Origin of the sequence: Aureicoccus marinus, from assembly GCF_002954325.1 — a bacterium.
In the GTDB taxonomy this organism is placed as follows: Bacteria; Bacteroidota; Bacteroidia; order Flavobacteriales; family Flavobacteriaceae; genus Aureicoccus; species Aureicoccus marinus.
This window is the reverse complement of record NZ_MQVX01000001.1, coordinates 76117-90134: the sequence shown is the minus strand read 5'-3', so window position 1 is coordinate 90134 and position 14018 is coordinate 76117. Positions and strand designations below refer to the sequence as shown.

The 14018-nt window shown below is 47.3% G+C and carries 10 protein-coding genes; 3 read left to right on the top strand and 7 right to left on the bottom strand.

Features of this window, described 5'->3' with window-relative positions; translation table 11 throughout:
* Positions 1-8: 8 nt before the first annotated feature.
* From BST99_RS00405 to radC, 5 genes are read right to left on the bottom strand one after another with little or no spacing between them, the layout of a single operon-like run.
* Positions 9-557, bottom strand: coding sequence for a hypothetical protein (locus BST99_RS00405; protein WP_105000040.1), 549 nt, complete (start codon positions 555-557; stop codon positions 9-11).
* Between the two features lie 52 nt (positions 558-609).
* The gene (locus BST99_RS00400) at positions 610-1308 is read right to left on the bottom strand and encodes a YjjG family noncanonical pyrimidine nucleotidase (protein WP_105000039.1); all 699 of its coding nucleotides are present in this window, start codon (positions 1306-1308) and stop codon (positions 610-612) included.
* A gap of 2 nt (positions 1309-1310) precedes the next feature.
* Positions 1311-2009, bottom strand: a complete 699-nt coding sequence (locus BST99_RS14545; RefSeq protein WP_245916142.1) for a polysaccharide deacetylase family protein — start codon at positions 2007-2009, stop codon at positions 1311-1313.
* A 2-nt stretch (positions 2010-2011) separates the two neighbouring features.
* A complete protein-coding gene (locus tag BST99_RS14540) occupies positions 2012-2608 on the bottom strand; it encodes a DUF7033 domain-containing protein (protein WP_245916141.1) in 597 nt (198 codons plus the stop codon).
* 41 nt (positions 2609-2649) lie between these two features.
* Positions 2650-3351, bottom strand: coding sequence for a RadC family protein (gene radC, locus BST99_RS00390; RefSeq protein WP_105000038.1), 702 nt, complete (start codon positions 3349-3351; stop codon positions 2650-2652).
* Positions 3352-3398: 47 nt separating this feature from the next.
* Between radC and BST99_RS00385 the strand changes: the two genes are divergently transcribed.
* Together BST99_RS00385 and BST99_RS00380 are read left to right on the top strand one after the other, a co-directional pair.
* Positions 3399-3848 (top strand): DUF1569 domain-containing protein, encoded by a 450-nt coding sequence (locus tag BST99_RS00385; protein ID WP_105000037.1) that lies wholly within the window; start codon positions 3399-3401, stop codon positions 3846-3848.
* Between the two features lie 30 nt (positions 3849-3878).
* Positions 3879-4127, top strand: a complete 249-nt coding sequence (locus BST99_RS00380) for a hypothetical protein (RefSeq protein ID WP_105000036.1) — start codon at positions 3879-3881, stop codon at positions 4125-4127.
* Between the two features lie 14 nt (positions 4128-4141).
* Here BST99_RS00380 and BST99_RS00375 read toward each other — a convergent pair whose 3' ends face one another.
* Positions 4142-5494 carry a UDP-N-acetylmuramate--L-alanine ligase gene (locus BST99_RS00375; RefSeq protein ID WP_105000035.1) on the bottom strand — a complete coding sequence of 451 codons (1353 nt, stop codon included), beginning with the start codon at positions 5492-5494 and terminating at the stop codon, positions 4142-4144.
* A 121-nt stretch (positions 5495-5615) separates the two neighbouring features.
* On the opposite strand from BST99_RS00375, the gene BST99_RS00370 reads away from it, so the two are divergent.
* Positions 5616-12065, top strand: coding sequence for an alpha-2-macroglobulin family protein (locus tag BST99_RS00370; protein WP_105000034.1), 6450 nt, complete (start codon positions 5616-5618; stop codon positions 12063-12065).
* On the opposite strand, the gene BST99_RS00365 is transcribed toward BST99_RS00370, so the two are convergent.
* Entirely contained in the window at positions 12055-13941 is a 1887-nt protein-coding gene (locus BST99_RS00365) for an FG-GAP-like repeat-containing protein (protein WP_105000033.1), read from the bottom strand. The two genes, BST99_RS00370 and BST99_RS00365, sit on opposite strands and share 11 nt — an antisense overlap.
* Between the last annotated feature and the right edge of the window lie 77 nt (positions 13942-14018).

Below are 14018 nucleotides of genomic sequence, written 5' to 3'. Positions count from 1 at the left end.
TTTTAGTCTCATTGTAGTTGTAGGCGAAAGGCAGCGCTGGATCTTAAGATAAACTTGGGTTCGGAGGCCGATGAAGTACTTGTATTATCTCCCCGATTGGCCCCACTGAGTCGGATTTGAGTGGTGTTTCGCAGTATATCCAGTGATTTTCCTCCTACCCCATACAGCACCTCGCGTTGTACCGCACCGGATGGAGCGTCCACAGGAAATTGCTCTACGTCCAGAACTTCTCCGGCAGCATCCAAAAATTCAATATTCAGTTGAATTTCTTTACTGGTCGAGTTCTCGTACTCGTAGGTAATGGTTCCTTCCAGAACATTTTCGGCGATAAAGTCTTCGCTAAAAGCTTCAAATTCAAAGACCTCACTGATAAAGCTCCCCGCAGGAGCACTGTTGATTTCGGCCTCAGGGGTTTCTAGATAAAAGAGGGAAGTCGCCACGGTAGGGGTCACTTGCAGGTCTTCGGCTTGATCAAAATCAAGTTCTTCGCTGCAGGAATTCAGGCTAAAGAGGCCAAGCAGCGCAAGAAAAAACCAGAAAAGCAAGCGTGTTTTCATTCGGCAGTGCGTTCTTTGTTAGAACAATCAGGGAACTGAATTCCCTACTTTTCTAACTCGAAAACAGCTGTTTTATTTCATAAAGACTGCGTATTTGCGGGCCTTTTTGCGGTTTTTCTGCCTCGTTTTCCAACAAGTGGATACTTTGCCATCCTCTTTCCTCCGCTCCCAAAATATCGGCTTCTAAATCATCACCGATCATCAGGATGGATTCCCCATTAGCCTGCACCAGTTTTTCGGCGTGCAAAAAGATCTCGGGATCAGGCTTCTTTACCCCAACATATTCCGCATCAATCACATGATCAAAATAGCCAGACAAACCCGAGTTCTCGATTTTCCGCTGTTGAATCCGGGTAAAACCGTTGGTGAGAATGTGCATGGGAAAACGAGGCTTCAAAAAATCCAAAACCTCAACAGCGCCTTCCATCAAGTGAGGATGGGTCGATAGGTGTTCGATATACCCCTCGGCCAAAAGATTGATTTGTTCTCGACTAATCCCGTAGGACAAGCGAGAAAATACATCTTCCAAGCGTACAAAACGCAACTCTTCTGCCGTAAACTCACCCAGTCGATAACGCTTCCAATACTCGCGATTAAGGGGAATATAGACCTCTAAAAATCGGTCTAGGGGAATGGCAATACTATGCTTACTCAGCAAATACTCAAAAGTCAGGGCGGAGTTCTTTTCGAAATCCCAAAGGGTGTGGTCCAGGTCAAAAAAAATGTGCTCAATCTTATCTAATCGCAACATGATTAACGGCTGTAAGTTTTGAGCATTTCGCGGTAGAGTTCCATCCAGTCTACCCGAAGTTTTTGACCCAACAATTCATTAGAAAATACCTGGATCATGTGGCCATTGACTAAGTGCGTGGCCTGTGACATCACTTCAATTTGCTCTTTGATTTTGGTCTTCTTTCGAATCTTCAAAAGGGCTTCATCGCAAAGAGCAAAGGGATAGATCCGCAAAGGCTGTTGAATTTCAAGCAGCAGATCATAGAAGTAAAACGGGGTACAGGTACTAGCTCTAAAACCCAACTCTTGGCTGTACCCCATACTGTAATCAGCTGTAAATTCGGCTTCTATTAATTGGCGGTAAGTCTCAGGAATATACACCCGATTGTTGCGAGTCCGCACAAATTCAATCGGCCGGTTGATCAGATCACTGAGACGTTTCTTTTCGAGTTTTAGCGTCTTGAGTTCCCGGGCTGCTGCATGAGATGCACTCAAAGAAACCGGTTCATAATCCGCCACTGATTTGATTAAAAAGCGAAACTTATTCTTGTGCACCGCAATATTCTTGTCTTGGGTGGAGTAGTCGGCAAACTGAAAAAAGAAATGCCCCTTTACCCCATACTCTTGGTGCAGCTGAATCAGCTCAAAAAACTGATCAAAAGGATCTTTTTTCTTGTTAGTCACCACCATAAACCGCTCCCGAAATCGAGAGAAACGCAAAGTCAACAGGTCCGAAGTAAACCCCCCAAAGGTGCGCAGAGCCGAGCGTAGGCGTAACGGTGTGACTGCACTACGTTAACAATCGGCGTAAACTTATACTCCCGGCTCTTGTACGTCAAATCCGGAAAGCGAATGGTCAAAACTTTGAGCAATTTGAAGGCCCAGAGATCCACCAAGGGCAACTGTAAAAACCCGTTCTGAAAGGCCATACTGTCGTTGGGCTTAAAACGGCCCAATTCGTCCTTGACGTGCGGAAGGTACTCTTCGTATCGGCTGAGCAGAAAGAAACTAGCTGAGAAAATATCAAAGGGAATATTACTGCGTTCACCCGCCTCAAAGAAACAAGGCAGCTCCTCCCACTTCCCCATTTCGATATGAAAATCATTGATTCCCCGCTCGAACAGCAAATCATTGGCACGAATAAAAAATTCATTCTGCAGGGGCTGCTTGGCGTAGGTGATTTTTGGCCCAGTGTGCTTGATAAAGTCTTCCACCTTGGTGGTGGTCTCAAACTCCACCTGCAGAATGCGATCAAAAACTTGGCGCATGACATAGCTGAAGCGCTGGGTGACTTTATGGGTGTAGATCAGGAGTTTCATGCTGGTCCCAAAGGTACACATTAGCCCCCCACCGAAAAAAGTCACAAAAGCTGTTGATCAGCAAAACTGAAATAGCGGTCAGCTGTGATGATCAGATGATCCAAAAGACGCATCTCAAAATACCCGAGCGCTTGTACCAGTTTCTGGGTAATCTGACGGTCGGCAACGCTGGGCTTCAAACTGCCAGAAGGATGATTGTGCGCCACCACCAGAGCGACCGATCCCAATTCCAAGGCCTTGCGCACCACCAGCCGTATATCGACCAAGGTACCCGTAAGCCCCCCTTTGCTCAATCGCTCTTCGCAGAGGACCAAATGGGCATTGTTCAGGTAAAGCACCCAAAACTCCTCATGGGGTAAAAAAGCGAGGCTCGGCCGGAGAAGCTGATAGGCCTCTTCGCTGGTTCCTATTCTCTTTGGAAGATTTGAAGAACTGATGAGTGCCCTACGTCCTAACTCAAAAGCTGCAGTCAGTCGACTGGCTTTACCTGGTCCCAGCCCCGGAAACTTGAACCAACTGCTCGTTGCCCAGCGCCCCATCTCGGCCAGGCCACCAGGGGAATGAGCCAAACAGTACTGGCTTAAGGCCAAGGCCGATTGCCCTTTGTGTCCGTGGCCGATAAGCAGGGAGAGTAGTTCTGCGCTACTCAACTCATTGACTCCATATTTTAAGAGCCTTTCTCGTGGCAGCTCTTCTTTGCTCCAGTTCCTCATCGAGGGTGTACCGGGTAAGGTCTCCTTCATAAATGCGTTGAAAATTGTACTTTTAAACTACCCAAGCACACTGCAGTATGAAATCACTTTTGGAGGAACCCGCCCACCGCGAAATCCACGCGAGAATCGAAAAACTACACGCCGAACAAGTTCCTGGCTGGGGTAAAATGAGGGTGGCCCAGATGCTACGTCATTGCCAGTTTCCGATCGAAACAGCCATGGGTACTAAGCCCATGCGCTCACCCAATTTGTTGATGAAACTGATTTTTAAGAGCTTCAAAAAGAGCATGTACAATGATAAGCTCTGGAAGCAAGGTCTGCCCACTCCGAAATCTTTTATGGTAGAAGACGACCGGGATTTCAACTACGAAAAGAACCAGCTGTTGAGGCTGGTAGATGACTTTCATGCACTTAAAGTGAAAGAGGATTGGCCCGATCACCCGGCCTTTGGCTCTTTTAGCAAGGAGCAATGGGGCAAGATGCAGTACAAGCACCTCGACCATCACTTGCGGCAGTTTGGGGTTTAACCCTTATTGTTTTTACATCTACATAAAACCATGAAACAAGAATTGTTCTTTTTACTGTTGGCAGGAATCTTCCAATTCCTATTTTTCTGGTACGGTGGACCATGGATGGTTGCCCAAGTCAGAAAAAAGAATCTACGAGCTAATCCACAATGGGACGGAAATGAATCCGACTTTAGGCGAGGTTTCTATCGATTTGGGATTATTTTTTTTCGAACTTTTGCTGTTCTCGGAGCTATTGGTACTAGTTTGGTTATTGTCATGGCTATTTTAGAATCTTAACGCGTAAATCGCGTCTAAAACTTCTCCACCAAAGCATTCAGATCAAAGCCTCCGTAATTCCCGGAGCTCATCATGAGGAGCGCCAGATTCTGCGGCTCTATTTTTAGTAGTTCTTCCGCAAGCTCAGCGGGATTGGTAAAGACCCTGAGATCTTCTCTTCCAAAGGCAGCCTTAATTTCATCAGGACTGATTTCTTCCAGTCGCTTGATCTTAATCGCTTCAGGTGAATAAAACACCCAGGCCTTATCGGCAGCGTCCAGACTTCCTTTGTACTGCTGCACAAATTCAGCGTTCAAACTGCTATAGGTATGTAATTCTAAGCAGGCGTGCACGGTATGGCCGGCGTACTGTTCCTTCACTGCACTGGTGGTTGCCTTCACCTTGCTCGGAGAGTGAGCAAAGTCTTTAATTAAGATGCCTTTAGAGGACTGGGCAAGAGTTTCCAGGCGACGAGATGCGCCCTTAAAGGATTGGATTGCCTCGTAAAAGTCATCCTCATCCACGCCCATGTGTTGGCAGATCCATTTGGCGCCCGCCAGGTTATTCAGGTTGTGGGCCCCAAAGATTTCGACCGGCAAAGGACCTTCTTCCGTATCCAAATAGGTTTCTCCCCCTTCTACAGAATAGGGATGGGTTTTATAAGCCAGTTTGCGAATGGGCTTTTGGCTGCTCAAAACAACTCGACTGAGTTCTGGGTCTTCGCTGTTATAAGTCAAACTCCCGCCCATTTCAATGGAATCGATAAACAGGCTGAACTGTTCCAGGTAGTTTTCGTAAGTCGGAAAAACATTGATATGATCCCAGGCGATGCCGCTCAACAGGGCAATATTGGCCTTGTACAAATGAAACTTAGGCCGGCGATCGATGGGTGACGATAAATACTCATCCCCTTCCAGAACAATGAATTGGTTTTCGCTGGTCAGGTGCACCATGCGATCAAAACCTTCCAACTGGGCTCCTACCATATAATCCACCGCGATATCGTGGTAATTCAATACGTGAAGAATCATGGAAGTGATGGTCGTTTTTCCGTGACTTCCTCCAATCACCACACGCGTTTTGTCTTTGGATTGCTCGTACAAAAACTCGGGATAGGAATAAATCGACACCCCCAATTCCTGCGCCTTTAACAGCTCTGGATTGTCCGGTTTGGCGTGCATTCCCAGGATAACTGCATCGAGTTCGGTGGTGATTTTTTCCGGGTACCAACCAAAGGCTTCTGGCAGCAAGCCGGCTCTATGAAGACGGCCCTTGGAGGGATCAAAAATAGTATCGTCGCTTCCGGTGATTTGGTACCCCTTGTGCTGAAGGGCGAGGGCCAGGTTGTGCATAGCACTGCCCCCGATGGCAATAAAGTGAATGCGCATAAGTCAATTTGTACTCCAAAGATAGCAGTTTGCCCCCTTCCCTCACCCGCAAGTACAATTCCCTCATTCACCTTTAGGCTTCGGCCCATCTTTTGCTACCTTTAATTCAAATATACCTGCCATGCACAAGCACTTAGTACTTCTCTTTTGTTTCTTCTTCGCCCTCCAGGGAATCCATGCACAGGAGCTTCCGCCGAACTACAATGAAGACTGGCAGAAGGTTTATCGTTTTGAGTTGGAAGACTTGCCTCGTTCAGCACTAGAAATTGTAGATCAGATTCAACGCAAGGCGAAAAAAGATAAAAACAGCCCTCAGCTGATTAAAACACTGATGTACCAAAGCAAGTTTTCTCTGCTTTTGGAGGAAGAAGCGCAGTTAGAGGTCGTACGCCGTTTGGAAACGGAAATCGCTCGAGCCAAATCTCCTGACAAACAACTCTTACAGAGTATTTTGGCCGATCTCTATTGGCAGTATTACCAAGGCAACCGATGGAAACTTCGCAATCGAACGGCCACTGAGCAAGTGGTGAATGAGGATTTTCGCACTTGGGATAGCCACAGATTGATCGAACAAACCCATGCGCTGCATCAGGCCAGCTTAACCAATGACAAAGCGCTTAAAGAAGCTTCCATCCTGCAGTATGCCGCTCTCCTCAAAAGAGCTCCAGGCAGTCAAAAATTCCAGCCCACTCTTTTTGATTTTATCTCGCAGAGAGCCCGGGTATTCTACTCGAATGAAGAGAGTAGTGTTTCTTATCCTGCGGACCAATTCGTCATTAAAGACCCTTTGGCCTGGGCGACTAATAAGGACTTTATACAATGGAACATCCCTCGAGACAGTACGCTTTCTTTCCAAAGAGAGGCCTTACTAATTCTGCAAAACCTGACTCGTTTCCACCTCAACAATAACCAACTGGCGTTATCGCAACTGACCCTAGATCGACTGGAATACGTCAAGTCCAAGATGGTGGGAACAGTGGTAGAAGCGGATTTTGAAAAAGCTTTAAAGCAAAATCTTGAGACCTTCTCTGCAACAGAGCAAGCCCCTTTCTTACTTCGATTGGCTCGCCTCTATTACCAGCAAGGCAAAAGGACCCAAGATGAAAACGGGTACCCAAGGGCACTGCAATTGACCCAATCCATTCAAACGGATTATCCCAAAACTAGAGAAGCGCTTTGGGCATCCAAATTGCAAAAGGCGATTCTGAATCAAGAATTGCGAATGAAAACCGAAGAATACCTGCCCTTGAATACTCCGGGAAGGTTATTCATAGAGTTTAGGAATTTAGATCAGCTGCATTTTCAGGTATTGGAGATCAATGCCGAAAAGTACGCCCTTCTTCGAAACATTACGAACGACTCTCTTCGCAGAGAGTTCTTTAAAAAACTTCCCCTTAGGAAAAAATGGAAGGCGAGTTTACCCCAAACAGACGACTACAAAAAACACTCTACAGAGACTCTCCTCCCAGCCATGCCCTCGGGCTGGTACGTAGTCATCGCTAGCCAAGAAAAAGCCTTGGGCGACCAGAACACTTACAGTTACGCGACTTACCAATCGACGAACCTGAGTCTCTTGAAAACTCCTCGCCAAAACAAAAGTCTTTTTGAAGTGGTGGATAGAAGAAATGGGGCTCCAGTGGCCTCCGCTGATGTGCGGTTCAAATCCAATACGAAGAATCAAAAACTCAACCATTCCTTCAAAACCAATACGCAAGGCTTTTTTACCTATCAGGTCCCCAGATACTACTCCGGGGTAACGGCTCACGTCAGTACAACAGATGACAAGGCGGTTTTCGGAGAACACTACCTATCAGAAAACTACACCAGAAGAAACCGCAGAGAGCCCAGTAACATTCGGGTCAAAACCTTTCTGTTCACCGATCGGAGTATTTACCGACCGGGTCAGAAATTATTTTTCAAGGCCTTGGTCCTTCAATATCCGGAAGATCATCCCGAAAAAGCCACTCCTCTGACGAAAGAATTTGTAGAAATCTACATCGAGGATCCCAATGGGGACGAAGTCGGAAGTCTCGAGCTGCAGCTCAACGAATTTGGTACGGTGGCAGGAGAGTTCCAAATTCCCCTCTCTGGCCTCACAGGCCAATACAGTATTGAAATCGATGAAGGCTATGAGTCGAGTGATTTCTACGATCGCAAAGATTATGACGGTTTTGACAGTCAATGGTACCGCATTGCTGTTGAAGAATACAAGCGGCCTCGCTTCGAAACCACTTTTGAAGCTCTGGAGGGGAGCTACAAAGTCAACGATAGTGTACAGGTAAACGGAGAAGCCAATTCCTTCGCTGGCAGTGCCGTTAGTGAGGCCAAGGTGAGCTATCGCGTAGTGCGAAAACCACAATACCCAGCCTGGTACCGCTGGTATTATCCGGATATCTCGACCGCCGAAGCCGAAATTCTTCAGGGTGAAACCACCACAGACGCACAAGGTCGTTACAGCATCACCTTCAAAGCAAAGCCCGATCTTGAGGCCGATCCCACAGGCCTACCGGTCTTTCGCTACACTCTTTATGCGGATGTCACGGACCTCAACGGAGAAACCCGAAGCGCACAGACGACGGTCAACATAGGGTATCATAGCCTTCTTGCCGAGCTAGTCGTTCCTACAGAAATGCAGCGCACTCAAAAAAAGGAGAAGATCGGCTTTCGGACCGAAAATCTGAATGGAGAAGCCGTCCCACTGAAAGGAAGTATTGCCGTCTACAAGCTTCAGCCCCCCCAATCGGTCTTGCGTACACGACTCTGGGAGGAGCCCGAAATCCAAGGGTTTACAGAAGAAGAGTTTCGGCGTCTTTTTCCGCATGACCCTTACACAGAAGAAGAAGCCGAGGTTATTCATTGGCCGAAAGGAAAGAAGGTATGGGAAAAATCCTTTGACACTTCTATTCAAAAAGAACTGCTCTTTGGAAATACACGCCAATGGGAAACAGGTCTGTATATCGTTGTTCTGACAAGCCGAGATGAGCAAGGACTGGAAGTTAAGGATGAGAAACGGTTCTTGCTAGCCGACAACAAGTCCAAACAGGTTTCGGACAATACGCCTTTCGAATTTCAGCTCGACAAACCCACATACACCCCCGGCGAAGAAGTCATACTTCGGGTTGGAACGGCACTTCCAAACCAACACCTGGTTGTAGAATTGGAAGAGGATAGACAAGTGATTGGAAGATATCCGCTAAAGCTGAACGCAGAACTCCAAGAACTGCGGTTTCCTACCAAAAAAGAGGGTGACTTCTTTATCAAATACCACTGGGTGGGCATGAATGAACTTTTCCAAGGCCAGATCAAAGTCACTGTTGCCGAAGCGCCTGAAGTACTTGAAATTGAAACAAAGAGCTTCAGAGATAAACTGCAGCCCGGACAAAAGGAAAGTTGGTCCTTTCAAATTAAAAAAGGCGAAAAAGGCGCCGCTGCAGAAGTCCTGGCATCGATGTACGATACCTCTCTGGATCTGTTTCGCCCCCACAATTGGACCTTTAACAACTCCTCCCGCCGTTACACCTATTCGATTGGCAACACGACAGACTTCAAGAGTTTCGGGACACGGCATTTTTTGAATTACGGGTACCGATCAACCTTCTTTAGATACGGCTCTCCCCTGAGAAGCCGCCTGAATTGGTTCGGTCTAAATATGTTCTATACGTCCTCCACCCAAAGAAGCTATGTGCAGGAACTCAGAAAACTAGGAGAAGATTTAAGTTCAAACGGCGGGGATGTTGTTTACGCCAAAACCATTAGCGGAGTGGTTACGGCCTCCGACGGTCTTCCTCTGCCGGGAGTGAATGTAGTTGTCGTAGGTACCAGTCGGGGAACCCAAACCGATTTCGATGGTTACTATTCCATCGGGGTAGAAGAAGGCGACGTCCTGCGTATTTCTTACATCGGGTTTAAGGAAATAGAAAGAGACACCTATGAATCCTCCAAAATGGATATATCATTGGAAGAGGATGCCCAACTACTTCAGGAAGTTGTGGTAACGGGTTATAGTACAGGATTGCGCTCAGAGCTTGGAAACGCCAAAATGGCCATCGCAGAGAATGACGAAGATCGTATGTTGGCGGTTGCAGAAAGATCATCACAAGGCCAGGTTGCGGGCCTGGCTATCCCTTCCGCACCGGAGGCAGCAGAAGCATCCCAGCCCAGTCCTGACCTCTCTGGCATTCAAGCACGTACCAATCTCCAAGAGACTGCCTTTTTCTTCCCGCAACTCAGAACCAACAAAAAAGGAAATGTAAGCTTTGAATTTACTTCGCCTGAAGCCCTAACCCGTTGGAAACTCCAACTCTTTGCGCACAATAAAGAAATGATCTTGGGGCAAAAAACCCTGACGACGGTCACCCAAAAGGAATTGATGGTACTCCCCAATGCTCCCCGTTTTTTACGGGAGGGCGATACAATCGTATTCAGTACAAAAATTGCGAGTTTGCTCCCAACCGAAATGCAAGGGTATGCACAGTTAGAGCTAAGTAATCCTTTTACCGGGGAATTATTGGACTCCGCCATGAGCAATACGATGGGAACCCAAGAGTTTACAATCCAGCCTAAAGGAAACACAGCTCTCCATTGGACCCTTATCATCCCCAAAGGACTCGAAGCCGTTCAGTACAGAATTGTTGCCAAAGCCGGTAACTTTTCTGATGGAGAACAAAATGTCTTACCGGTCCTAACGAACCGGATGTTAGTCACCGAAAGTCTACCCTTATGGGTTAGAAGTGGCCAAGAAAAGACCTTCGAACTCGACAAGCTGGCTAGTACCACATCGACAACCCGAACGAATCACCAGTTGACATTAGAAATCACCTCTAACCCGGTCTGGTATGCGGTTCAGGCACTGCCCTATTTGATGGAATATCCTTATGAATGCGCTGAACAGACCTTTTCACGCTACTACGCCAACAGCTTGGGGGCCTACATCGCCAATAGCAATCCCAAGATCAAAGCGGTCTTTGCCGAGTGGAAGGACAGCGAGGCTCTGGAAAGTGCGCTAGAAAAGAATCAAGAACTCAAGTCCTTGATCATTCAAGAAACCCCGTGGCTGCGGGACGCCCAATCCGAAAGCGAGCAGAAAAAACGGATTGGACTGCTGTTTGATTTGGTCCGCTTGGAGGAACAACAAGAAAGCACCCTAAAAAAACTGCAGGAGATGCAGATGTCGGATGGCGGGTTCCCCTGGTTTAAAGGGTCGCGATATCCCAACCGTTACATCACCCAGCACATCGTGAGCGGCTTTGGCCACTTGCAAAAACTCACTGGTCAAAAACAAGAAGCCTGGGGCGAGATGATGGAGGAAGCTGTCAGGTATTTGGACTACGAGATTCACGACGATTACCAGAAACTGCTTAAAACCGCTAAAAAGCTTCGAGACAAGGCCAAAACAAAGCAGAAAGGTCTAGAAGCAGAGCAGAAATTTATGGCCCAGCGGCACATTTACCAGACCCAGCTGTACTACCTCTATCTGCGCAGCTTTTATCCCGAGGTTGAGGTGCCCAAAAACACCCAGCTGGCCATAGACTACTACCTGAATCAGGCCAAGAAGTACCACCTGGATTTTTCCCTCTACTCCAAGGGACTGAACAGCATGATTCAGCAGCGCAATGGCGACACAGCGCTGGCACAATCCATCTGGAAATCACTGCTTGAAAACAGCACCGAAAATGAAGAACTTGGCTTGTACTGGAAAAGCAATACTGCTGGTTGGTCCTGGTATCAGGCTCCTGTAGAAACCCAAGCTCTGCTGATAGAAGCAGCACATGAGGTATTAGCGGAAGACGCTGCAAAAATCAAGACCATTGATGCCATGAAAACCTGGCTATTGAAAAATAAGCAGACCAACAGATGGCCAACCACCAAAGCAACGACCGAAGCGATTTATGCCATTTTGATGAACGGTTCCGATTGGCTTGCCGAAGAAAACCAGCTTGAGGTGGTTTGGGGAGAAATGGCCGTTTCACCACCTGCAGAGGATATTCAGGCGGGAACTGGCTATTACAAGATCCGCCGGGATAAGAAGGAAGTCAACCCCAATTTGGCCAAAGTGACTCTAAAACAAAGAGGAAAAGGCATCGCCTGGGGAGGCTTGTACTGGCAATACTTTGAGGATCTGGATAAAATAACCTCAGCAGAAACACCTCTGCAATTGTCCAAAAAACTCTTCCGAAAAGAAAATACTCCGGAAGGTGAAAAACTCTTCGCCCTAGAAGAAGGTAGAGCGCTAAAACTCGGCGACCTCATCCGGGTGCGGATCGAAATCAAAGTAGATCGCGAAATGGAGTTTGTGCATATGAAAGATATGCGAGCCGCTGGCTTAGAACCTGTGGATGTTCTTTCCAAATACAAATACCAAGACGGTCTGGGATATTACCAGAGCACAAGAGATGCTGCGACCAACTTCTTCTTTGATCGCTTACCGAAAGGGGTATTCGTATTTGAGTACGACCTGAGGGTGAATAATGCCGGGCAGTTCAGCAATGGAATCACCACCATTCAATGCATGTATGCACCTGAATTCACCAGCCATTCAGAAGGAGTTCGTATCGAGGTGGTTAACGAATAAGCACCTTGCCCAGGTGGGTGTCCTCACCCGCCTGAAGCTTGACGACATAAAGTCCACTGTTCAGGGTGCTGAGATCCAATTGCATATCCTCCGAAGAAACGGATTGGCTCAGCACACGTACGCCGTTGATGGAAAAAACATCGGCCTGCATTTGAGTGGATTCCGTTCGAAGGCAAACCTCAAACGAGCCGTCCGTGGAAGGGTTGGGGTAGAAAAACACCTTGGACCGCACACAAAACTGTTCTTGCGGGCTTTGTCCCGAGTTATCGCCGGTGGAGCTTTCGTCATCCCCGGTATCATCTGGTAAACCTCCATCATCTTCCGTCGTATCGTCCTCGGTGGTATCGTCATCCATGGGATCCTCTTCTTCCTCCTCCTCTTCGGGTTCATCAGCAGGTCCCAATTGTAAATCGATGAGTTCACCCGTGCCTTCAATCAGCATATAGGTTTTATCGGCTTCTACATTTTGAATGATATCCACTGTACCGGAAGGCCAGGTCACTTTGAGGTATTCCGCAGTGGTAGCACTTCCCATCCCGAAAAATTCAGTATCCGAGAATTGACCCAGATAACTTTCTCCACAAAGGGCGTAGTTGTATTGAGAGCTGCCACTTACACGCAATTCTAAGGTACTTCCAAACCCAAAGGAATTACTATCCAGTCCAGCGAGTTTGATTTTGAGGTAGTGGTTATCGTTGGTCGTTTGGTTTTCCCATAAAAAATTGGGCTCACTGTCGTTCATAACCAGGATATCCGGGTAGCCATCGTTGTTGAAATCCCCAATGGCATTGGCAAAACTGGTGCGGTTGTCTCCTTCCAAACCGATTCCACTGGGAATAGAAAAGCTGCCGTTTTGGTTTTCGTAAAAGGCCGAGGGCAAGCGGGTATCAGCTCCTCCATTGAGCATACCACTTACGTAGATATCGAGGTCGGTATCGTTATCGGCATCGATAAAGGCAGCTCCCCAGGCAATACTCAAAAACTCCACCCCCAGTTCCGGCGCTACATTGGTAAAGGTGCCGTTCTGGTTGTTGCGCAAGAGGTAGTTTCCTTCCGTAGTATTGGTAACATAAATATCAGGCCAACTATCGCCGTTGTAATCCCCAATCGTGGTGGACATCGCATCGATGATTATGCCCGCGCCGCTTTCGGCTGATACGTCCGTAAAAGTCAGGTCGCCGTTGTTGCGATACAAGAGGTTTTCTTTGGTGTATTTATCGTTGGAAACATAGATGTCTACATCTCCATCTTTGTCGTAATCAAAGAAGCTTGCACAAAACGAAAGGTAATTCTCGTCACTGATTCCGGCGGTTTCGGATATATCTACAAAGGTACCTCCTTCATTGAGGTACAAACGATTGGGTTGATTCCGCGCTCCCACATCTCGGTGGGTGATAAACAAATCGAGATCCCCGTCGTTATCGATGTCTCCAAAGGCCACCCCGTAAGTAAAGCGATCATCCAAATAAAGACCACTGCCCTGGGTGACGTCTTTCATGACCATATTGCCATTGTTGGCGTAGAGTCTGTTGTAGCCGTTGATGCTGCTGGCAAAAAAATCCAGGTCCCCATCGTTATCGTAATCAACCCACATGACCTGCTTGGTTTCGAAGAGGTCATTGATTCCTAAATCAACCTCCATAAAGCTGCCCTCTACATTCCGGAAGAAGCGAACGGGTTGACCTGCTTCCGTGGCATAGGTCAAGTCGTCCCAGCCGTCTTGGTCAAAATCCATAAACGAAACTCCTCCGCCCAGGTAACTTTGCCCATAGGAATAGCCCGCTCCCAGGGCAGCAGCTCGGTCACTAAAACCCAGTTGCGCCTGAACCAGACAAGCAAACGATAACAAAATGATTAATAGGTAGTTCTTCTTCATAGCCCCAGAATTTCCTAAACCGTTAAAGTTAAGAAACTGTTAACGATTACCAAATTTTGAAGGGTAAAGCATGGATA